This is a genomic window from Telluria antibiotica (genome assembly GCF_011682055.1).
Lineage (GTDB): Bacteria > Pseudomonadota > Gammaproteobacteria > Burkholderiales > Burkholderiaceae_D > Telluria > Telluria antibiotica.
The window spans coordinates 40822-64595 of record NZ_JAAQOM010000026.1; the positions used below are offsets into that span (position 1 = coordinate 40822).

13 protein-coding genes are annotated in these 23774 nt (G+C 63.5%); 2 read left to right on the plus strand and 11 right to left on the minus strand.

Annotated elements, in window-relative coordinates; all coding sequences use genetic code 11:
- Positions 1 to 278: 278 nt before the first annotated feature.
- The 11 genes from HAV22_RS29195 to HAV22_RS29240 all read right to left on the minus strand — a co-directional run bounded on the left by HAV22_RS29195 (position 279) and on the right by HAV22_RS29240 (position 18544).
- Complete coding sequence (locus HAV22_RS29195; protein ID WP_166864842.1) at positions 279 to 3413, minus strand: TonB-dependent receptor; 3135 nt, start codon at positions 3411 to 3413, stop codon at positions 279 to 281.
- A gap of 244 nt (positions 3414 to 3657) precedes the next feature.
- Positions 3658 to 4482 (minus strand): GDSL-type esterase/lipase family protein, encoded by an 825-nt coding sequence (locus HAV22_RS29200; protein ID WP_166864845.1) that lies wholly within the window; start codon positions 4480 to 4482, stop codon positions 3658 to 3660.
- A gap of 12 nt (positions 4483 to 4494) precedes the next feature.
- Positions 4495 to 5424: a glycoside hydrolase family 2 TIM barrel-domain containing protein gene (locus HAV22_RS30940; RefSeq protein ID WP_229421497.1), complete on the minus strand. Its 930-nt coding sequence runs from the start codon at positions 5422 to 5424 to the stop codon at positions 4495 to 4497.
- 32 nt (positions 5425 to 5456) lie between these two features.
- Positions 5457 to 6572 (minus strand): sugar-binding domain-containing protein, encoded by a 1116-nt coding sequence (locus HAV22_RS30945; RefSeq protein ID WP_208296426.1) that lies wholly within the window; start codon positions 6570 to 6572, stop codon positions 5457 to 5459.
- Between the two features lie 205 nt (positions 6573 to 6777).
- The gene (locus tag HAV22_RS29210; protein ID WP_208296427.1) at positions 6778 to 8157 is read right to left on the minus strand and encodes an enolase C-terminal domain-like protein; all 1380 of its coding nucleotides are present in this window, start codon (positions 8155 to 8157) and stop codon (positions 6778 to 6780) included.
- 162 nt (positions 8158 to 8319) lie between these two features.
- Positions 8320 to 9018, minus strand: coding sequence for a GntR family transcriptional regulator (locus tag HAV22_RS29215; protein ID WP_166864847.1), 699 nt, complete (start codon positions 9016 to 9018; stop codon positions 8320 to 8322).
- Positions 9015 to 9734 (minus strand): GntR family transcriptional regulator, encoded by a 720-nt coding sequence (locus tag HAV22_RS29220; protein WP_166864849.1) that lies wholly within the window; start codon positions 9732 to 9734, stop codon positions 9015 to 9017. Before HAV22_RS29220 ends, HAV22_RS29215 begins: the two co-directional genes overlap by 4 nt.
- Before the next feature lie 146 nt (positions 9735 to 9880).
- Entirely contained in the window at positions 9881 to 12670 is a 2790-nt protein-coding gene (locus HAV22_RS29225) for a glycosyl hydrolase 115 family protein (RefSeq protein ID WP_208296428.1), read from the minus strand.
- 351 nt (positions 12671 to 13021) lie between these two features.
- On the minus strand, positions 13022 to 16828 hold the full coding sequence (locus HAV22_RS29230; protein WP_371869774.1) for a TonB-dependent receptor: 3807 nt from the start codon (positions 16826 to 16828) through the stop codon (positions 13022 to 13024).
- Positions 16829 to 17010: 182 nt separating this feature from the next.
- Positions 17011 to 17976 carry a FecR family protein gene (locus HAV22_RS29235; RefSeq protein WP_166864854.1) on the minus strand — a complete coding sequence of 322 codons (966 nt, stop codon included), beginning with the start codon at positions 17974 to 17976 and terminating at the stop codon, positions 17011 to 17013.
- Positions 17960 to 18544, minus strand: a complete 585-nt coding sequence (locus HAV22_RS29240; protein WP_166864857.1) for an RNA polymerase sigma factor — start codon at positions 18542 to 18544, stop codon at positions 17960 to 17962. Before HAV22_RS29240 ends, HAV22_RS29235 begins: the two co-directional genes overlap by 17 nt.
- Before the next feature lie 227 nt (positions 18545 to 18771).
- Between HAV22_RS29240 and HAV22_RS29245 the strand changes: the two genes are divergently transcribed.
- Both HAV22_RS29245 and HAV22_RS29250 read left to right on the plus strand, forming a co-directional pair.
- A complete protein-coding gene (locus HAV22_RS29245; RefSeq protein WP_166864860.1) occupies positions 18772 to 21576 on the plus strand; it encodes a TonB-dependent receptor domain-containing protein in 2805 nt (934 codons plus the stop codon).
- 84 nt (positions 21577 to 21660) lie between these two features.
- Positions 21661 to 23772, plus strand: coding sequence for a GDSL-type esterase/lipase family protein (locus HAV22_RS29250; protein WP_166864862.1), 2112 nt, complete (start codon positions 21661 to 21663; stop codon positions 23770 to 23772).
- Positions 23773 to 23774: the final 2 nt, after the last annotated feature.

Sequence of the window (23774 nt, forward strand, 5' to 3'; positions counted from 1 at the left end):
CCCAGTTGCAACGTGTTTTTTCATTGAACTCGGATTTTGAATCCGCGCTTTTCCCACTCCGTCATAGGGAAATGTTGGACCAATATTAAATACACAGACGAGCAAGCGTAAATATATATCTTTCGGAATTCAGGCGGCTTCAAAATCCTGCGGGGGTATCTCAGCCCAGTTTCAGAACAGACGAAATTGAACAGCCAATACACGACTGCGCAATTGAATAAATAATGCAATGAGCCCGGCAGGACCCGCCTGCCAGGCTCTGCAACTGCCGCGATGGATCAGAATGTAGTGCGCAGCGACAGCGTGTAGCTGGCGCCAGGCCTGTACTCGTCGAAAATCGCGTTGCTGAACTGCGTGTAGGACTGGCTAATCGCATTGGTGGCGTTCCACACGCTGAACGTCAGGTCTGTGTCATAACGGAAACCGAACATGCGCTTTAGATTGAGGCCGACCGAGGCATCGACCTGGGCGCGTGCCTTGGTGTAGGCATAGGCGCCGCCCGGCGCGTTCAGGCCCGTACTGGTGCTGGACACGTACGTCGCCGTGTACGAACGCGCTACCCGCACGTTGATGCCGTTGCGCTCATAGTAGACGGTAAGATTGTTGGTGCGTGGCGGCACTCCGGCGACCGGCGGGGCATTGGGCGCCTCATCCGTCTGTTTCGCATAGGTAAAGTTGGCCGTAAAACCGAACCCTTTTACCGGCAACATGTCCAGTGGTTGCTGCCAGGTCGCTTCGAGGCCGCGCACCTTCAGCTTGCTGTCGATGTTGTATGGCTCGGTGATCTCGACCAGGTGCTTGTCGCGCCCGCCGCTGGCGTCCACCGCCTGCTGCTGGGCGGGGCTCAGGATGAAAGTACCGTAGAGCGCATCCAGGTCGGCCAGGGTGTACAGCCGGATGCGCTGCCCGGGACGATCGATGATGTCCTTGGCGAACCCGCTCAGGGATACAAAGGCTTCGCGTGACAGGTAGTACTCGAGAGCCAGATCAAGGTTATTTGCTTCATAAGGCTTGAGCTTGGGGTTGGTCACGCTACCCTGGCGCGCCCCCTGATCGCCGATGTACAGGGAGGTCTGGCGCAAGTCGCCCGGATTGGCACGCGTCATCGATTTCGAGCCCGAGGCGCGCGCGATCAACGACGGCGTCAAGTTGTAAGCCACGGTGAACGATGGCAAGACGTTGTGATACTTGGTACTCTCGTAGGACCACTGCGCCACACTGTCGTACAGGCCGCCATTCGTCAAGGTGGCATTGCGCGGATCGGCTGCCGCGTTCAATATACCGATGGTCTGCTCGGTTTTGACATAGCGGACCCCGGCGTTATACCGCAGAGTACGGCCGAAGACCTGGCTACGGCCGTTCAGCTCGGTGTACAGCGCGCCGACGGCTTCACGGATGTAGCCGCCGCTGCCGTTGCCAAAGCCCCGGTTGATATTATCAAGGAAGTATTGGTAATCCGTGTCATTGGCGAACTTCGGCCAGTCGAGCGTGATGAAGCCGTGGTCGCTCGCATGGGCGTAGTTCGGCACCTGGGCATTGGTCACCGCCGAGCCTTGATAGACCAGCGGGGCAGTCGCTCCGGCGGTCGAGCCGGTGCCGTAGCCCGGATATGCGGTTGCGGCGTCGGTAACGGGGCCCGGCGCATAGCGGCCGTCGCAGCCTGGCGAGCGGATCTGGGTATTGGGGTAGAGGAAGCGCACGTTGACGTTGTTGCCGCACGCGACGTTCATCCAGGCGTCCGGGACACCGTAGCTGCGGTAGCGGCGCTCCATGTCGTCCCAGGCGCCGCCCACCTTGATGCTGAACGCGTCGTCGCCCCAGTTGACATCCAGGCGCGTGCCCTTGCTCCGGGTCGTACGGTCGAAGTTATCCATGCGCAGGCCCGACAGGTTCTGCCCCGCCTGGTACCAGCCGAAATTGGAGGGATCGTTATTGTCCAGGTTACCGGTGAAGGTGGGCGATTGTCCCGGCCTGCTGTTATCGTAGGTAATGACCGAACTGGGCGATTTCGTTGCCAGCAGCACGCTAGGCATGTCGCGGTAGAAGCGACTGCTGGTAGCGTTCACGCTGCCGTCGATGGTCCAGCTGTCGTTTGGACGAAACTGGAACCCCGGGTTGATGCTGCGGAAGGAGGTCTTTTCGTCCATCGGGCGGAATTCCAGCGACCAGAAGGTGTTGGCCAGCACACCTTTGGTCACGACGCACCCAATGGTGCAATCGCTGCGGTCGAACTCGAAGCCGATCGGGATGGGGGTATTGGCGCGTGTGCCGACGTTCATCCCTTCGGTGGTCATCGTGCTGCGCTTATTGGCTCCCAGCAGATCCAGATAGACATCGAGCCGGTCGTTGGGCTGCCACTGCATACTGATGACTTCACCAACGCGCTTGCGCTCTCCCTGGTAGACCTGGTGGCGGCCAAGGCGCCCCATCAGGGCGTTATCGAGTTGCTGAATGGTAGCACCTGGATTCAGCGCCAGCAACATGGCGCGGTCGATTTGCTTGCCGGGCACCAGGATCGAGCGGGCGTAGGCTGGCAGGTCGTTCAGCGCCAGTCCGGCCGGAACGACGTCCGGCGTCGACTGGCTGCCGCCGCCGGTGCTGTTGGGCTTGTCGGCGGCATTGGTCTGGAAGGGCTTCAGCTGGAAATTGCGCATTTCGACCGATTGGAAAGTATCGGTCTTGAATTTGCTGTCACCAAACGCAACGCCACCCAGGATGCCGAATTTGCCCCATGTCGGACTGGTCCAGGTATTGCTGATCAGGCCCGAACCGGTCGAGCCCCACTTGCCATCGTTTTCGCGGAAGTTGCCGCTAAGAGTAAGCGCCGAGCGGAAGCCGCTTTTGTCAAAAGGACGCACAGTGCGCATGTTGACTGTGCCGGCCAGACCGCCTTCGATTAGGCTGGCCTGCTGGCTCTTGTAAACTGTGGCACTACGGAACAGCTCCGAAGGCAGGAAGTCCATGTCGACTTCGCGGTTGGCACTGATCCCGCCGCCCGAGTTACTCCCTGATGCCGACGTGATCGGGGCCCCGTTGAGCAGCACGCGGGTAAAGGCCGGGCCCATGCCGCGAATGGAAATATTCATCCCCTCGCCGTCAACCTCCGAGCGCCTGACATTCACGCCAGGAACGCGCGCCAGCGCATCGGCGATGTTTGGATCAGGAAACTTTCCCATGTCCTCCGAGAATACGGTGTCGGACAGGCCGACATTGTCGCGCTTTTCATTGGCGGACAAGGCCAACGAACTGCGAAAACCGCTTACGGTGACGGTCGGCGTCACTGGTTTGCCGTCTTGGTCCGGATTGTTTTGCGCATACGCGCTCGACACGAGGCCCGCCAACACGGTAAGTAGCAATACATTACCTTGCGCCGGGTTCAGGCTTCGGGCCGTATTTTTATATCTGTTTTTCATGCTCTTTCTCTCCTCCTGAGGTGGTCAACAATTTATTAATTTTTTTGATACTTATTGTCTTATCGTCTCGATGATGCAAGATCAAACTGGCGCACTAATATATTAGAAAAATGTGCAATGAAATTTACTCGGTGGCCAAATATCGCCAGCGGCATCAGTTACCGACGATCGATTCCTGAATCATCGGAATACGGCGACTCCGGATTCATGATCGAAAAAGTGCGCAAATCCTGCGCGCGACAATTTATTGAGCGATTTCCGGAGAAAACTCTGCCCTTAATTCCGGCAATGCCTTGTTTAATTCAGTTTCGACCATGCGCGAGAAAAACGCCGAGCCCTTGCGCCCGAGATGGGTGCGGTCGAACGCGGTCCGGAGCGCGGACGGCTGCCGGACATTTTCCGGCGTGGCAAGACCGTAGCCGGGTGAGCCGGGAAGCACGGCCGGCCCGACCCAGCCTGCCGGACGCGGTTCGACAGCCAGCGTATCCGCCTCGTCCTGTCCCATGGCCTGGACGGCCGTGTAGCTGTCGGCGTTCAGGTCAAGCACCGCCACGTGTTCCTGCCGCCCCACCTTCAGCGCCGCGTCGGCCCACGGGCGCAGGTTGTTGTCGAGTACACCATCAACGAAATTGCGACGCGTTAATGGCGTCACGAGGACAGGCACACCGCCCAGCGCCCTGACGTCGCGGGCGTAGCGCATCATGTTCGCGGGGAATTCCGACGCAAGGTCCGTGCTGTGCCCCGGCTTGCCGGGCTGGTCGTTATGGCCGAACTGGATCAGCACGTACGTCGCGCGATAGGCGGCGGCGCCGCGCAGCAATCCCTGGACTTCATCCCAACGCCCTTCCCCGCGAAAACTGGCGGAACTGCGCCCGGCACGCGCCAGGTTAAGGCAGGTGTCGGCGACGATCACCCGTTCGCAGAACGCGTTGCCATAGCCGCTCGTTCTCGCCATGGTGGAATCTCCGACGAGGATGAAGCGGACCGGCTTGGGTTCCGCGGCCTGGACGGTGGCGGCATCGAGAATGGACAGGATCAACGCCAGTCCGATTGCGAGTGTGTTACGCATAAAGTTCCTTTCCTATTGTTGGGCAATGGCGATATCGACGGCATCCGGGGCCAGCCCGTCCGCCTCCGCGTACACGACGATGTGGCCTGTTTTTCCGGGCTTCGCACGCACGATCGCCAGCACGAGGCCATTGAACGCACGTTTCTCCATGGTCCGAAACGGTTCCATCTCCGTCTGGTCGCCGTTGTCGGTCGCCACGATCTCACCAGGACCGGCGACGCGGAAGCGGCCCCGGTTGCCTGCGCGGAGAGCCGTCGCGCCGCTCGCGTCGGCGATCCGCACTGTAACGAAAGCCAGGTCATCGCGCCCCGCCCGGATATGCGCCCGGTCCACGCTCGCCGCCAGCCGCGCGGGCGGCCCTTCGGTGCGCACGACGTCGCGCGCCCACTCCCGCTTATCCTTGTAGACCACGACGGCAACCTCGCCGGGCTCGTATTTCATTTCGTCCCTGCGGAACCGGTATTCGTACGGGGACCGTTCCGTCAGCTTCGCGATCCTGCCCTGCGATTTACCGTTGACGAACAGTTCGGCCTCGTCGCCGGACGAAAACACGTGGACGGGTGTGTCGTGCGCGATGCCGACCAGTTCCCTGGCCAGCTCGACGCCGCGCGCCGTGCGCTGCTCCTGCACCCCCTTGCCGACACTCCACATCAGCACGGACGGATGGTTGCGGTCGCGCCGGATCGTGGCGCGCAGGTCCGCTTCGTGCCAGTCGGGGAACTGCAGTTGCAAACCCTGGTTCGTCTTTTTCGCTTCCCAAGTATCGAAGATCTCGTCGACGGCGAGGATACCCATGCGGTCGCACAGCTCCAGCATCTCGGGTGCGGGAGGATTATGGGAAAAGCGCACGGCATTGACGCCCATGTCCCGCATCGTTTCCAGCGGACGCTCCGCGGCGCGGTAGTTGAAGGCCGCGCCCAGCGCACCCAAGTCAAGGTGCAAGTTGACGCCGCGCAGGTGTAGAGGGATGCCGTTCACGAAGAGCCCTTGTCGGGATCGAAGCGGAGCGCACGCAGCCCGAAGCGCGTCTCGTAGCGGTCGATGACCTCGCGGCCGCCGGTCACGGTCGTGATGGCCAGGTAGCGGTGCGGCTGCTGTTCCGGTGCCGGTCCCCACAGACGAGGATTCGCGACGACGGCCTTGCCGTGCACGACAATGGAACCGCCGGCAGCAACTGCCGCCAGGGCTTGCGCAATGAGGGCGACCGGAAGGCCCGTGCGCGCGCCGTCGTCGAGTGCGTAGATGTCGGTGGAAACCCGCACGGCCGCGTCCGCGCGCGACCCGTTGTCCAGCGTGACGTCGATGTCGACCCACGCCTTTTCCGCCGACACGACGGGTGTGTGTACATAGGTGCCCCATTGGGCGACGTGGACCGGCGCTGTCTTCGTAAGCCAGACGTGGCGGTAGATGCCCCCGCTCGTGTACCAACGCGAGGAATCGGCGGGATTGTCGAGCCGGATGACGATGGTGTTGGTCTCGCCGGGCACGGCGTACGGTGCCAGAATTAGGCGCCACGAGGTATAGCCGTACAGCCAGCCACCGACACGCTTGCCGTTCAGCCAGACGGTAGCGTAAGACATGGCGCCATCCACGTCGAGGAACAGCGACTTGCCGGCATCGGTCTCCGGCAGGACGATAGCCTTGCGATACCAGACGGGTGCCCGGCTCTTCAGGCGGCCGATATTGCTGTGGGCTCCCTCCCACAGGAACGGTCCTTCGATGGCCCAATCGTACGGCAGATCGACGCGGCGCCAGCCGCTATCATCGAAATCGGGACGCACAAGAGAGATGGCGCCTCGCCGATGACCGCCGGGTCGCGCATGGCGCCTGCCGGAATCCTTGATGAACGGATTCGCCGCCGGCAGGATCCACTCCTTCAGGCCGCCCTTCGCCACGGCCACGTCCGGCCCGCGGGGCGACCATTTCTCCGGCTGGCTTTGCGTCCGAGCCACGCCGCCGCGCGCCCCATAGGCCAGGGCATTGCCCGCGTCGGCGGGGTTGCCCTGGTGAAACCGCCAGTCGGTGTCCAGCCTCACGTGCTCGCGCGGTGCCGTCGAGGCGCGCTCTGCGTCGGGCAGGCGAACTTGCACGGTCGCATCAGGCGTGCCGCTGGAAACCAGCAATGCGGCCACCATCGCCCCGACACGTCGAACGGTGCGTGAAACAGAAAAGGTTGAGATGAAAAACATAGTGGTCATCCGGCTGGGCGTGTCGTTACGCACAACGAGAATACACTAATACATTACGACTTCATCTATACATTTTCATGGGTTTTCTATATCGCTTTGTTTGACTTCAGCCGCGTGCCAGACTCGGCATTTTCGGGTCGTAGGTCCAGCCCGGTACGAGGTAGCGCATCGCCATCGCATCGTCGCGCGCGCCGGCCGCGACCTTCTTGTACAGCGCATGGGCCGCCGCGATCTCGGCCATGTCCGGCTCGACACCCAATCCCGGCCGGTCCGATACGGCCACTTTGCCGCGGACGATCCGCGGCGGTTCCGTCGTCAGGCGCGCCCGGCCTTCCTGCCAGATCCAGTGCGTGTCGATCGCCGTGATGTCACCTGGCGCCGCTGCCGCGCAATGCGTGAACATGGCCAGCGACACATCGAAGTGGTTATTGGAGTGCGAGCCCCAGGTCAGGCCCCAGTCGTGACACAGCTGGGCGAGACGCACGGAGCCCTGCATGGTCCAGAAGTGCGGGTCGGCCAGCGGGATGTCGACGGCGCCCAGCAGGTACGAGTGGGCCATCTGGCGCCAGTCGGTGGCAACCATGTTCGTGGCCGTGCGGATACCTGTGGCACGCCTGAATTCGGCAATGATCTCGCGTCCGGAATAGCCTTGCTCCGGCCCGCATGGGTCTTCCGCGTACGCGAGCACATGGCCCTGGCCCTTGCAGGCGGCCACGGCTTGCGCCAGCGACCAGGCGCCGTTCGGGTCGACCGTCACGTTGCCGTTCGGGTGATGCCGCTTGATGGCGGCCGCGGCCTCCACTTCCTGTTCCGGCGCCATCACCCCACCCTTCAGTTTGAAATCACGGAAGCCGTAGCGGTCGACGGCGGCATCCGCGAGGCAGGCGATCGCCTGCGGCGTCAGCGCCTCGCGGTCACGCAGCCCATACCAGTCGTCGCCCGTCCCTGCATCGTAGGGCAAATCCGTCCTGGCGGCGTCGCCCACATAGAACAGATAGGCAAGCATCGGGACGCTGTCGCGCTGGCGGCCATTGCCCAGGAGTTCGCAGACGGGTACGCCCAGGTATTGGCCGAACAGGTCGAGAAGCGCCGCCTCGACGGCCGCGATGACGTTTTCGAGACGCAGGTTGATTTCGTGCGGCTGGCGCAGCACCGATTCCTCGGCCGCGTTGGTGACCTGGTGTTGCGGTGCGCCGCACCGGCCGCCGCAGGCCGCGCGCACGGCGTTCAAGGTGCGCTGCCAGCGCCCGAGTTCCGTGCCGACGACAAGGGAAATGGCACGCTCAAGCGCTTTCAATATACCTTCGCCACCCGGCACTTCGCCGATGCCGACGTGTCCGGCGTTATCCGTCAACAAAACCAGGTTGCGCGTGAAGAACGGTGCATGCGCCCCGCACAGGTTGAGCAGCATGCTGTCGCGCCCGGCGACGGGAATGACCCGCATCGAAGTGATGACGGGGGTACTGGCGGCGGTAAAAGATGTCATGGTCGTCCGTTTTCTTGGTCGAGAGAAGGTTGCACGGAAAAATATCTAATGCACTAATGCGTTATCTCGGATGGCGCCGTTGTGCTACCGGAGATAGTTTTATAACGCACTAATATTTTACGACAACCGGATGACCGCGAGCGGCGATATGTCGGCCTGTCGTTACGCCAAGAAGTAGTCCGGATAATCGGTGCGAATGGTATCGAGTTGGGCCAGCGTACCCGAAAGGTGTTTGCGGACGTTGCGCTGTGCCCCCTGAGCGTCGCGCGCGCCGATTGCCGCCACGATACTTCCATGGTCCGATAGGACGGTCGCCGCCTTGTTCTTGATCGGCAAGTGCAGCCGGCGCAGCCGGTCCAGTTGACCGCTCTGCCCACGCATCCAGTGCCACAGGGTTTCGGCCTGGGCCGCGATGAACATTTGGCGGTGGAATGTCTGGTCGGCCTGCGCGAACGTGGCAAAGTCGCCGTGGGACAAGGCCAGCGCCTGTTGGGACACGATATTTTCCAGCGTGGTAACGAGCGTCCGGCTGGGCGCTTGCGCCAGCAGGTGAACGATTTCCAGCTCCAGCGACAGCCTCAGGAGATGCGCCTGCCGAGCAGATTCGACGTCGATCGCGCGCACGGTCGTAATCTGTTTCGGGACGATGTCAACGAGTCCCTCCTCGCCCAGGCGCGTCAGCGCGTCACGTATGGGCGTCGACGACAGGTCAAAATAGATCGCCAGTTCATCCCTCTGCAGTTGCACACCAGGCTTCAGATCAAAGGAAATGATGCGTTCACGCAAATGCTCGAAAACTTGGGCCGACGCGTTACGCATCCGGTCCAGCCGAAAACTGCCAGGTCTGAACAGCTGTGTCATGTCCGGACCGCCTCCACATGACCGACCAGGTAATCTGGATAGCGCTCGCGCAAGGCCACCAGTTCCGACAGCGTGCCGCTCAGGTGCCGACGCACGCCGACTTCCGCCCCTTCCGGATCGCTCCGCGCGATCGCAGCCGCGATGTCCGCATGTTCCTGCACAACGGATTCCGCCTTGCCGGTCTGCAGCAGGTGCAGCCGCCTGAGACGATCCATGTTGCCGCTCTTGCCGCGCATGAAGCGCCACAACTGTTCCGCGCGGGCGGCGACGTACATGCACTCGTGGAATGCCTGATCGGCCTGCGCGAAGGCATCCATGTCGTCTCGTTCCAGGCATGCCCGCTGCCGGCCGACGAAACCCTGCAATTCTTCGACGAGACCGTCGTCGCTGTGCTGGGCAAGCGTGCGTGCGATTTCGAGCTCGAGGGTCAGGCGGAGGAAGTGCGCGTTCCGGGCCGATTCGAGATCGACGGCACGCACCCGCGTGCCATGCTGGGGAAAGATATCGACCAGCTCGTCTTCCTCCAGTTTCAGCAACGCATCTCGAACGGGCGTGACGGACAAGCCGAAGTGGCGGGCGAGCTCAGCCCGGTCCAGGTCCATCCCAGGCTTGAGCTTCAGCTTGACGATTGCCGAGCGCAGATAATCGTAGACTTGCTGCGCCGCGCCTTGCGACTTGTCCAGCGTGAAGCCGCCGGCCAGCTCGAACATATTCATGACAATGTAAGGACGAATGGACGTCGGACGGACCAACGACACGTAAAACTTTAGTATCTTGTTGGAATCCTACCACATTGTCACCTTTGCGCGCCGAGTGAGCGCCAAACAGTACCAAAATTGGTCCAGCCGGCTACCCATATTGGTCATCTAACTTTCATCCCTGGCGGAGGCCCGTACAAAGCCGGAGCGCCGTCCAGCACGACATCGATCCGGTCCAGCACCACTCCGGGATCGAGCGCATAGACCTGGATCGTGTGCCGGCCCGGTTTCAGCCTCGCCAACGCCATCGTCCGCACCGCCGTGTTGGACAGCACGTTCCGTTTCCACTCGTCGCTGCGGCCAGTGGTTCCGTAATCGGCGACGTCGACGGGACCGCCGTCGAAACGGTACGCCACGCGCACCCGGCCGTTCCCCGCGAGTGGATGTTCGGGCAGGGCTACGAGGCGCAGCGTGGCGCCGCCGTCGCTCATCGTGTCGAACGCATAGGTCAGCGGTTCGATCTTGCCGACGTCTTCGGGTTCGCGCACATGGAGATTCAGGCGCGCGCGCAGGCTGCGTCCGCTGCTTCCCAGGCCTGGCTGGAGTTCCCAGTCGGGGTTCGCCATCGCGCTGCCGGCGGCGATGCTGACGATGTGCGCATGCTCGCCCGGCACCCCGGCAGCCCTAGGCGGATCCAGGTGCAGATTCAGATGCACATCCCGGCCATCGCACCGCAGTGTGAGCGCAGGGTTGTCCGAGCCGTCGTAACGGATGGCGATGCGCTGCTCGAATCCGTTACCGGCCTCGAGATTGCCGGCCTGGGTCGCGGTCGTGACGCCGCGCGCGCCGTTGCCAACACTCCATTCGGCCACGCGGGCCCCATGCGCCGACAGGGTGACGATCTGTATGCCCGGCTTGCCTTTGACGAACGCCAGGCGGTCGGCGTCCGCGGAATACGGGTATGAATAGACGATGCCGCAGCCCGCGCCCGCGTCCGCCGCATAGGCCGGCCACACTGGCTCCGCAAACACGGGCAGGCGCCGCGGCGCCATGTCCATGATGCCGCGCCATTTGCCCCCCGCGAGACGGCCGAACGCTGCCGTCTCCGCCACGATGGCGGCATGGGCCCGCCGCGCTTCGTCCACGAGACGCTGCGCGGACGGACGGCCTTGGCGCGCCGCTTCGGCGGCCAGGTCGAGCTTGAGAATGCGCGCGTTCAGGTTCGCGGCCCCGTGCACGGGATAGCGCACCAGTTCCACGTACGCGTCGTGCCGTTCGGCCGGAACGTGCCGAGCCAACTCGTCCGCCTCGGCCGCCAGCGCCTCGTAGCGCTCCAGCCGCCGCACGCCCTCTTCGCCGCCAGACGCCATGTAGTCCGTCCGGCGGTTCGGGGTGATCGGCTCGACCTGGCCGAACCCCATGAATTCCGGCCGGCGTTCCCAGGCGAGGTCGTAGTAGTCGCCTAGGACCCGCGCCACGTTCGCGCCCAGTTCGGGGCCGAACTGGACCGTGCTCCACGCCGCCAGGTGCCGCGCCGGATCCTGGTCCAGCTGGCGCGCATCGAAAGCACTGTCGAGGAAATACTGCATGAGGTACTCGGCCGGCTTGATGTCGCCGACGTTGACGACCCACAGCTTGCGCGCGCCCGTGGCCCATGCACGTTGCAACTGGTCGCGAATCAGGGCCGGATGCGTCGTGCCCAGCCACAGGTAGTCGTGCGGCCGTCCCCAGTACGAGATGTGGTAATAGATCCCCGCCCCGCCCACCCGGCGGCGTTCATCCGCATTGCTGAGCTGGTGCAGATAGCCGTAATTATCGTCCGGCCAGATCAGCGTGACGTCGTCCGGCACCCTCAGTCCCGCGTTGTAGACGTCAAGCACTTCCTTGTACAGGGTCAGCGCCTGCGGCACGCCGGCAGCCGGGCGGCCCAGGCTTTGCGCAAGGATGTCGCGCTGCAGGCCGATGGCAGCCTGCGTGGCATCGAGCGCCTGCTGCAAGGTGGCGGCTCCCTCCATCGCCGAATCATGCACGCCGCGCAGGCCGACCGAATACACGTTTTCGCCGTCCTTCACGTCGTCCACGCGCCGGCGCCAGTAGTCCGCCATCGCGGCGCGGTTGACGAAGAAATTAAAGGGGCCGTTCTTGCGGGTATCCCATTCGCGCACGTTGTTGCGCATCATGGGTTCAGCATGCGACGTCCCCACGACGATGGCGTAGTCGGCGGCCGTACGGGCATTGCCCGCGATCTGGAAAAACGGCTTCGTCGAATCGTGCATCGCCGGCCAGATCAGGTTGGCCTTGAGGCGCCACATCAGTTCGAAGATGCGCGCATATGTCGCCGGCCCGATGTCACCTGCCGGGTCCCGTGCGGCCGCCCAGGGCTGCAGGCCCCAGTCCTCGTCGTTCAGGAAAATGCCGCGATACTGGACGGATGGCGCGGCCGACAGGCGCAAGGCCCCGTCGACCTCGGGATGCAAGTTGCGGGACGGCGTCACGTCGGCCCACCATTCCCACGCCGAGACGCCCAGCTCGCGGCTCAGGTCCACCACGCCATACACGGCGCCGCGCGGGTCCGATCCGGCCACCAGCAAGATGCGCCGCCCTCGCCCGTCCTGGACGGCTACCCGCACATAGCGCTCCCACTGGCCCGCCAACTGCCCGAGGTCGATCCCGGACTGCCGCGCCAGCCCCCTCACGAGCGGCGAAGCGGTGGTGCCGATGACGACGCACACCCGGGGGCAGGCGGACAGATCGGTCGTCGTGGCCGCATCGACGCCGGCCACCGCATGCAGGTCGTGGCGCAGAAACCCCGCCGCCAGTTCCAGCGTCTTGCCGCCGTCGTGCACGATGACGGGCGGAGCGGCCGGGTCGGCCAGGGCGAAAGGCGCAGCGCCGGCACAAGGCATCGTGAACGCGGCAAGCAGGGCAAATATCCTGAACGGAGTCAGCATCATCAATGGTCGCAAGAGGGGGAAGTAGGAAGAGCCGCAAACCTTGGATACTAAAATATTACAAAGCTTCTCGGCAAGCGTTCCCGCCACCTTGACCTATCCCGAAATTCGCATGTCAACGCGTGAAAAAGGAATACGCTCGTTGTAATGCATTAGTGTATCTTCGACTACCATTCGCTGCCCGACTGTATCGCGATCATCTTGCCCGGCACCACTACCACGACCTATACCGACGACGCGGCCAACGACCTCGTTCTTGCTTCGGCTGCGTCAGGAATGTCATTTTGCGGCACCGATCCGCGTCACGGTCTCGACTGCAAACTAAAACACGGCAACGAATCCGCCCGCTGAGCTTCACATGGTGCGGAAGTTGACGCCAACCATGATACGGCGGCCGGAGTAAGCGTAGTCCAGCAGGTTGGGCGTGCCATCCGCAAATGGCGCGAAGGGGCCCTGATTGTTCGACGTGATCGCGTTGCCAAGGTTACGGCCTTCGATGAACACATCGACGTCAGGCCGAATCCTGTACGAGATCTTGCCGTCGATAAAGCGGGTGCCGTCGCGGAAGTTCGGCGAGCCCGGGTTATACGGCAAGACATTGGTGATGCCACCCGCTACGCTCGGATAGTTGGTCATGCCGGGTTGACCGCAACCGGCGACACAGTTGAAGAACGATGCCACGGCCTGCACAGCGATGCGTGCGGAAAGCCTGCCGTCGTCATACCACAGCGCAGCGTTATACGAGTACTTTGATTCGCGCGCCGGCGGCAGCGGGGCGCCAGTCAGCAGGTCCACGACGCCCAGGCTCGAGGTGGCCGAACGCAACCTCGTGTAATTGCCGTCGAACCCGGTATAGCGCAGCATCCACGGCAGGAAAGTGAACGCCGCCCTGGCGCCGAGCTCGAGTCCGTTGCGCGTGGTAGCCGCGCCATTGGAATAGGTCGAGTAACCGAAAGGAACGCTGGATAACGCTGTGCCGGTACCCGGATCGACCAGCTCCGAACCGCCGAACAGCATCCCTTTGTCGACGCCCTGGGGCAGCGGGGGACCGGTTTTGCCTTCCTGCCTGAACGCGGCGACGGAGAACATCGTGTCCTTGTTCGGATAGTATTCGAGCGACAGGTCCTGGTTGACGTTCCTTTGTGCCTGCAGCGCCGGGTTCCCGATGGTGCCGCTGCAAGTCTGCGGCAGCCCGGCGTCGGCCACACGTTCGTCATAGGTGCAGGTTCCGGCCGGAAGCAGTTGTGCCACGGACGGCCGTGCCACCGCCCTGGCGTGCCCGTAGCGCACGACGGCCTTGCCCGGCATGACCCACAGCGCCAGGTTATAGATTGGGAGGAAGTCGTGCGCCCTGCCGTCGACCGCCGTGTTTTGCGAATACATACTGATGACCGTGCCGCCAGCGGCATTCGGATTGGCCGGATCATAGCTGGCAGTCTTGGTGATCGACGTGAAATTCATCGTACCGATGCCATGCACCCTGGTCAGGATGTACCGGTACCCCATATTCCCTTCCAGCGCCCAGCCGAACGGGAACGCGACCGAGGTGAACGGGACGTGGTCGACACCAAAGTCGCTCATCACATAGAACGCCGCCGAACGCTCTGTCAGTCTTTGCACCGGCTGGTCGTATAGCTTGCCGTCGCTGCCCATGCATTGCTTTAGGCAGTCGAAGTTCAGGTTCGGCACGCCCGCGAGCGCGAACGCCTTGTCGACGTCGATCCGGGTCCAGTTGTCCGGCAGGCCGGCCGGGCGTCCGGTAGCGCCGCTGAACAGCCGGGTCGGCGTCGCGTTGCCGACGAGCGATTGCCCGATGATGTCCTGGAACTGCCCGACAGTCATCACGTTCTGCCCTTGCAAGGCGCTGCGCGGATCGGAACTCTGGCCATAACCGTACTTGCAGGCGTTACCGCCCGGCCCCAGCGAACCGGCCGTGTCCTGGCAGCCGACGAAGGTGCCGCGCAGCAAGGCCGACGGGACGATCACGGGCGGTACATAGCCGGGTTTCCCATACGTGCCCATGGGCGTCTTGACGACCCAGCCGCGGCTGTTCCCGGCATACGGGTCCCAGGCGTCGTTGCCGGTGTCACGCAGGTTGACGCCGGTCTTGAAACGCTTGAACAACGGGATCGATTCGGGCGTCGCCCAGGCCAGGTCAAGTTTTGCGGTGCGTTCGCGGGTGTCGCGGATGGTCGGCAACCAGTACGTCTCCGGCGCCCGCGTCAGCAGTGGCTGCTGCGCGGCCGTGTAGGCCGGCACGTATTTCGTGTTGTACGGGCCGATCGGGACCGCGCTTGTTGCCGGGCCCGGGAACGCCTTCGCATACTGGGCAGGGTTCGCCTGGTCGAACGTGCTGCCCGCCGGCAGCGTGTATCCCCACAACCCGTTCGGCTGGACGTGCATGGTCACGGGGCCGTAGTCGTTGTCGAAGCTGATGCGCTTCTGCCCGCGCGTCATGCCCGAACGCGCGTCGCCGACGAAAAATTCGGCGGTCATGCCCCCGTTCCTGTACGTGCCGCCCAGCTGCAGGTAGCGTGTGGTGATCAGCGCCTCATCGTGCAACTGGTCGGTCGTCGCGGTGCCGTCGCTGATCGTGTACTGCGTCACGTGGTGGTTGCCGTCGACGGTGACGGAGGCCGGATTCACGTTGGCGACCGTGCCCGAAAGTACGTTGTAGCCTGATGTGCTGGGCTGCTTGTACAGGTAGTAGCCGGAACCGGGCACCACGCTGCGCATCATGGTGGCCGGGTTGTCGCTGTAGGTCGGACCGGCGTACGTCGGGCTGTACGAACTGGTCTGGTTGAGCAGAAGATTGCCCAGACTGTAGGTGAGCTGGCTGATGTCGTCGTTGCGACGGTTATAGCTTCCTTTGGCGTACAGCGAAAACCTGTCGTTCACCTTGAAGTCGGCACGCAGATCGAGGTTCCGGCGCCTGTCGACTTCCCGCTTGACGAAGTAGCGCACGTTCGAGGGCGTGTAGTCGTTCCATTGGTTCAGGCAACTGATCAGTTCGTTGCCTCGCTGGAGCACCGCCGGGCTGCGCATGGCCGACGGCGTGATGCCGGTCAGCTGGGCTTTCGTGAGCGCCGGAAAAGCGGCGTAGCAATCGGCTTTCGTCTGCGCCGCCGCCGATCGGCTCACCAGATCGAGCGGTGTTGCCGAATCCAGGTAGCCCCCGCCCGCGAGCGGCGAGCGCAAGAAAGGCGTCGTGGCCGCGGCGTCCGCCGTGTTGACCGTGCCCGGCTGGTAGGTAAAGGTCTTCCGGGGCGAATTATCGAAGTCGAGCAGGCGAAAGTAACCCTGTTGCGCAGACTGCGAGACCTGGGCCGCATGGGCTTCGTTGTCGAGCGTGGTCGACGTGGCGTTCAGCAGCAGGCCAAGGCGGCCATCGAGGTATTGGTTGGCAAGGATGACGTTCGCGTCCGGTGCCCATGTCCTGTTCAGCGAGCTTTGCGAGGTCGCCGTGCGAATCGACACGAACGGCTTCCTGAAATCCAGTGCAGTGCGGGTCTTGATAATGACACTGCCACCCAGTGAACCTTCGGTCATGTCGGCCGTCGAGCCCTTGACCACGTCCACGCTCTTGATCAGGTCGGCGGACAGCTGGCGGAATTCAACGCCGCGACCGCCGCCACCACCGTTCATGTCGATGCCACCTGCGGACTGCACGCCCTGCCCGTCCAGTTCCACGCGGATGAGGTTGGCGGCGTTCCCGCGCACGGAAACGCTGACGCCTTCTCCGAACGCGCCGCGGTCCAGGGCGATGCCCGACATGCGCGAGATCGCCTCGCCGACGTTACGGTCGGGAAGCGAGCCCACGTCCTCAGCCACGATCGAATCGATCAAGGTGGCAGCACCCTTCTTGCGCTCGATGCCCGATTGTTGCGAGGCCCTGGTGGCGACGATCGATACCCGGTACGGTTCGCCGGCCGCAGTGCTGGCGGATGCCTCCTGCGCGTGTTGAACCGCTTTCGCCGGGTCATGACCGACGGGTGCGCACGTTGGGGGCCGGTCCTTGCGCGCCTTCGCTACGGCCACGATGAATACGGCACCGCTGCTGGTGACCTTGCTGTCGAGCCCAGTCCCTGACAGGAGCGTCGGCAAGGCTTCGGATACCAGGAAGCTGCCCCGCACCGGATTCGTGCAGATACCGTTCAGCACGTCCTCGGATGCCAGGACGTTGATACCGCCCTGTTGCGCGAACAGGTTGATGGTGCTCGTGGCCGGTCCCGCGGGAATATCGAAGTGCTTTTTGATGTCCTCGGCGCGGCCTGTATCGGGAAATGCAGCCGTACCCGCGACGAGGAAAACCGAGGCCATGAGACCGCCATGACATCGACGCATCACAGGTGTTTTGCACCGATGACAATACGCTCGGCACTGACCTCGACCGGGACGTTCAGGTAGGCGCCGATATCCTTCGCAAATTGTTCAGGCGCGTCGATCCGGTACTGTCCGAATATCCGCTCCCTTTCCAGCGCCGGATCGGCAATGACGATTTGCCTGGCGCTGTAGCGATTGAAGTCGGCGACCGCCTCGCCGAGGTTCTGTCTCGTGAAGACCAGATTCCCGTCCCGCCAGGCCAGTTTCCTTTGTATTTCCTGGGGTTGCCTGGCAACGGTAATCTGTGCGGCATTGTAAGGAAGAAAACTACGCTCTCCGGCAACAAGACGTGCCCTGGCCTGGCCGGTCCACACGTCGACGGTTCCTTCCGTGACAAGCACTTCGGCACCATTCAGGAAGCGCCGGACACCGAATGCGGTGCCGACGGCGCGGACTTCCACGCCGGCCGCTGCCACGACGAAAGGCTTACGCTTGTCCTTGGCCACCTCGAACCACGCTTCCCCCTTGACCAGGTCGATCTGGCGCCGCGCTGTCGTGAACCTGACTTCCAGCCTGCTATCGGAATTCATGTTGGCAATCGAGGTATCGGCCAAAGCGACCCGCCTGAATTCTCCTCTGGATGTTGCCAGCGTCGTGACGCTATCGCGAGACAGCAGCGACATGCCCACGCCAAGTATGGCGCCCCCGGCCGCCAAAGCGCCATATTTGAGCCACGTGCGCCGGCTGGCCTTCGCGTTCTCATACCCGTCCGATCGCAGCCCGTAACGGTCTTCCCCGGGGTGCAAACGTTGATCCGACACAGCCTTCGAAATCGCATTATCGATCACCAGCGCACGGACATACGCCCCCTTGTGACGGGCATCCGCTTCCAGCCACGCATTGAAATCCGCCCGCTCGTCCGCGTCGAGCTCGCGTTCCGACTGAATCCGCAGCCACTCGAGGGCCTGGTTATCGATCGCTGACATTGGCTTTCCCTGCCCGGTTGATCTTACGAGGCTCCATGGTCGCCGGTATGTCTCGTACGCCCTGCTTTTTCATCATCTCGGAGATCAGCTCCATCCCCTTGGTGGATTCATATTCGACCGCTTTTTCGGTAACACCCAGCGAATCCGCGGTCTCCTTCTGGGACAAGCCATAGATCCGCCGCGCACGAAATACCGCCCGGCATCGATCAGGCAGCTTGCCGATCAATCCCATCACCCAGCGCAGTTCGGCGCGGCCGAACGCGGTTTGCTCGGGGCCCGGGCTGTCGTCCCACACTTCCAGGTCGCCCAAATTGGACATGACTTCGATGTCGACGACGGCGTCACGCCGAAGCCGATCGGTGACGAGGTTCCTCGCCATCTGGACGATGTAGCCGCGCGGGTCGTTCACGTGCGTGACGCCGTCCATCTGCATCACCTTGCAGTACACCTCCTGGATCACGTCGTCCACGTCCGCCGCACTGGCACACACCCGCCGCAAGCGGAGGCGCAATTCTGCTTCGAACGGGAGCAGGTGCACGGTGAGCCAGTTGATAGTGTCTTGATTCATGTCTTTTTATCGCCCCAAATAGTATGGACGAACGGCGCGGAATTTTCCCTAAAAAAAATTGAAGATGGTTGAGGAAAGCTGTCCATATTGTCGTTTCCAGGCAAAAACCGGTCTGTCCAGTTGCGAATCGCTATCGAAACTGCAATGATCGCCAACAGACCAATTACAAATTTGGTCCGTCCAAATATGTTTTTGGACAGGCCAAAATAAAGATCATGGAGACTACGATGAAGCATGCCAACCACCCCGCAACACCCCGACTTGCACTGGGTACCTTCACGCTGGCCGTGTTGACCCTCGTGCATCAGGCGCAGGCCCAGCAGGCGGACACGCCGATGGAAAGGGTGACCGTCACGGGTTCCTCGATCAAGCGGATCGCAACCGAGAGCGCGCTGCCGCTCACCGTCTACAAGGCCGAGGAATTGCAGGCCCAGGGCTTGACCACGATGTCGGAGGTGGCGACCTCGCTGGTGACGGCGTCGACCAACGAACCGGTTGGCGGCGGCAGCAGCGGTACGATGATCAATATGCGCGGCCTGAACACCAACCGCACGCTGGTCATGCTCAACGGCCGGCGCCTGCCGAACGAGGCGAGCGGTGCCAGTTCGGTCAACGTGGACGTGATCCCGATGAGCGCCATCGAGCGCGTCGAGGTGCTGCGCGACGGCGCTTCCTCGATCTACGGCACCGACGCTATCGCCGGCGTGGTCAACTTCATCACCAGGCGCAGCTACGACGGCGTCAAGCTGACCGGCAGCTATGTCGACCCCGAACGCCACGGCGGCGGACAGCAGCCGCGCCTGTCGATCGTAGCCGGCAAGGGCGACCTGCAGAAGGACGGCTGGAACGTGTACGCCGCCTTCGACACGCAAAGGCGCTATTCGCTGATGCAGAAAGACCGCCCCAATATCTGGAATCCGGACGCCATCGTCGCGCTGGGCGGCACTGCGTTCACGACCAACACCTCGGGTTCGTCGTCGGCGCCGGCTAACTTTACAGTCTACAACAACGGCAAGGCGACGAGCACCACTGGCAACCCGTACTGGTCGAGCGGCTGCGCCAGCAACTACGACGCCAAATACGGCCTGGCGTCGACGCGGGCGAAGAACACCACCTGCATCCTCGACCCGAGCCTGTACCCGCAACTGCTGCCGGACGCGATGCAAAGCACGCTCCTCACCAAGGCGTCGCTGCGCCATGGCCAGGACGGCCTGCTGACCGTCGAGATGCTCAACACCGAGTCGTATATCGACGCGACGCTGCCTCCGCAGATCGTCGGCGCGCAGACGGCGTACTCCGTCCTGAACCCCACCCTGCGCAAGCCGCTGTTCATCACCAAATCCAGCAAGTGGTACCCGGGCGGCAGCGGCGGCGTGCCGGCCGTCGCCGGCGTGACGGCACAGGACCTTGCCCTGACCTGGAGCCTGGACGAAGCCGGTGCCGCCGTCACCGACGGCCGCCAGCGCACCAACCGGATCGTCGTCAACGACGAGGGCGTGGTCGCGGGCTGGGACTACCGGGTCGGCCTCAATGTGTCGCAAAGCCGCGCCACCGTCAGCTGGAAGAACGGATTCTTCTCCACCCCCGGTCTTTACCAGGGCGTGGCGAGCGGTGTCCTGAACCCGTTCGGCAAACAGGACGAGGCCGGCAGGGCCTATCTGGACAGCATCAGCATGGACGGCCAGACCTACCGCAGCGGACGCGTGCGCTTTTACGGGACCGATTTCAACCTGTCCCGATCCCTCTTCGACCTGACGGGTGGTCCTCTGATGCTGGCCGTGGGCGGCGACCTGCACCGCGACACCTGGAACAGCGATGTCGGCATGAATGCCGAGGAGGTGGTCTACAAGGTGTCCGGCAACCCCGGCACGCATCCCTCCGGCGGACGCACCGTCGGTGCCCTGTACGCAGAGATCGACGCCCCGGTCACCAAAAGCCTGGACCTGACGGCCGCAGTGCGCGCCGACCATTTCAGCGATTTCGGCAACACCGTCAACCCGAAGATCAGTGTGCGCTGGGAGGCGAGCAAGAAAGTCATGTTGCGCGCAACCGCCAGCACGGGCTTCCGTGCCCCGACCTTGCCCGAGCTGTACGGCGCGGCGCGCCAGCTCGTGCCATCGACCCATCGCTGGGACGACCCGCTGCTGTGCCCAGGCCCCACGCCGTCGGTCGCGGCCACCGGCACGCCCAATCCGGCCTATGCGAGCCTGGGCCTGGATCCGGCGACCGTCTGCAACACCCAGCTGACCACCCTGACGGGCGCCAACCCCGACCTGCAACCGGAAAAGTCGAAGACCTTCACCGCCGGCATCGTGTTCGAGCCGGTCAAGAATGCCGTGGTGTCGTTCGACTTCTGGGATGTGCGAATGACGGGCACGATCGCGCAAATGACCGAAGATACGATCTTCAGCAACGTGCAGAAGTACGCCAACCTGTTCGTGCGCAACCCGGACGGCACGCTCAAGTACATCGACGTTTCGCGCATGAACCTCGGCGGCCTGCATACGCAAGGTATCGACACTGCGTTCAGCTACACCATCCCGACCGCGCAACGCGGCAAGTTCGGCGTCGCCCTGGACGGCACCTACGTGCGCAAGTACGAGACCCAGACCGATTCGGGCGGGGCGTGGGTCGATGCGGTGGGCCAGCCGGGTGCGCTCGCGACCGGCTCCACCTCGGCGAATACCTACGTGTTCCGCTGGAAGTCGAACCTGCGCCTGTCCTGGTCTTACCGCGGATTCGGGACACAGCTGACCCAGCAGTACACGTCGCACTACATCGACACCAACGCCTTGCCCAGCCAGCGGCCGGGCCAGCCGTTCTATCACGTGATCTCGTCGTACACGCTGTACAACCTGAGCACCCACTACAAGTTCAACAAGCACCTGACGGTCAGCTTCGGCATCAACAACCTGTTCGACGTCGACCCGCCGCTGTCGAACCAGCGCATCTCGTCGCGCGTGGTGTTCGCCCAGAACGTCGCCAAGCCGATCGGCCGTACCTGGCTGACCCGCGCAGAGTACACGTTCTGATCGATAAATCGAATGACGGCCCGCGGGGGCTGTCTCCTTTGCCCAGGCCGGAGGTTCCTGCCTGGGATTTTTTCACCGACCAACATGACACACCTCCCACATCCGACTGCGGCATGCCCGATCGACAGGAAGCGTCCCGCCACACGCGCCGCCACGGTCGCGGCATGCCTGTTCTGGTGCGCGCTGCCCGGCCAGGCCGAACCCCAGGCGCCCAAGCCCGGGCCTGAGCTGCGCTACGATTTCACGAGCCGTCCCGCAGCGGGCACGATCCCGGTCCAGGCCAGGGCCGGCAAGGACATCCCCCTGTATGACGCGGCGACCGGCTACGGCTTCGTCGGCGAAACCGCCGCGGTCCCGGCCCGTCCCGTCCACACGGCGTCCATCCGGCACACAGCCGCCGGCTACGTCATCACGGAACCCGCGCTCGATCCGAACGCGGGCACCGATCATTACAACAACTTCGGCATGGCCTTCCGCATCAAGGCGGGGCCCGGCGCCTACGCGATCCACGTGAACACCACATCGGACGCCGCCGACACGACGGTTGCCGTGACCGGCATGCAAGCCAACCGCCTGTCCCAGCCGGTCTTCTGGGACGCCGCGGGCCGGCTGCCGAACAAGACCATGATGGTGGCGCAGGGACGCGACTGGACCTACCGCTACGTGAACGGCCGCGGCTTCATCGACATCGAGATCGAACCGAAGAAGGCCGGGGTGCCGGTCGGCCTCTCGGAAATCGTGTTGCGTCCGATTCCGCCGCAAACGCGTCCCGCCGGCGTCCTGCCCGCCATCTACACGCTGGGCGATTCCACGGTCAAGTCCTACACCTTCGACGAGGCCCCGATGAGCGGCTGGGGCCAAGTCATCGGCCAGCTGTTCGATGCAACCAAAGTACGGGTCGTGAATTACTCGATGGGCGGCCGTTCGTTCCGCAACGCCTATGCGGAAGGCCGGCTGAACGACCTGTTGCTGACCGGGTACGTCGGCGACGTCGTCATGATCCAGTTCGGGCACAACGACGAAAGCCTCGACGAGACGCGCCGCTTCGGCCGCGGCGCCACCGAGTCCATGTACGAGGAAATGATCCGCGAGGTCTACGTGCCCGCCATCCGCGCACGCGGCATGGTGCCGGTCTTCGTCACGCCGATGTCGCGCGTGAACGGCGCGCAAAAGCCGGGCCAGCCCTACGTCAATTCCTTCGACAAGCGGCGCTTTCCGGACCTGATGAGGAAGCTCGGCACCGAACTGGACGTCCCGGTCGTCGACCTGAACGCGCGCAGCGTCGAGTACTACAACGCGGCCGGCCGGCAGTCCATCACCGCGATGGTGATGTCGATCGAAGCCGGGGAGACGCCGGGCAAGACCAACGATGGCAGCTATGCCAACGGTCATCCAGCCAACAAGATCGACGGCACGCACTTCAAGGAAGCGCTGGCCAAGCAGTATGCGCGCATGGTGGTGACCGAACTGGCGCGCCTGGCCGGGGACGGCAAGCCGGGCGATCAGGTGGCCGGCCGCATGGTGGCCCAGCTTCGTCCCGAAGTGCGCCGGGCGATCGCGGCGAACGACTGGTCGCCGGTCTATCCGGAGATCGCGGCCGACACCACGGATGGCGACGGCGCCTACTACCGCAACCAGATCGAGAAACTGCTGCAGCTGGGCGCGCTCCACAAGGATGCGCAGGGCCGCTTCCACCCGGAGGCGCCGATGCGAACGCGTGAGTTCTGCGAAGCGCTGGCGAGCTTGGTGCACTTGCCCGCCGGGCCGCTGTCCCGCTACGCGGACGGTCCGCTGTCGCGAGAAGTCATGGGCGTCATCCTGGACGACGCCTACCACGCGACGTTCGCGGCCAGGCCCGCCTACATGACCGACTACAACGGCAAGACCATCCTTCCCGGCAGCCCGGGCTACGACCCGAACCAGGACACGGGTGCACGAGGCGCCATGTACTACCCGCTCGTGCGCTGGACCCAGCTGCTGGATGCAGGCGACGCCTCGCCGGTCTACGCGGACAAGCTGCACGACGCCTATGAGCTGGGGCTGATCCGGTCGGAAGCCGGGATCGCGCGCGGCCGCATGATCAACGGCCGGCTGCTCGAACCGCGGGCCGGGGTGACAAGGGCCAAGGCGGCCAAGGCCCTGTATTTCATGTGGGTTCTCGCACAAGGGCCGAAGGAGGAAAACCAACAACGCTGAAG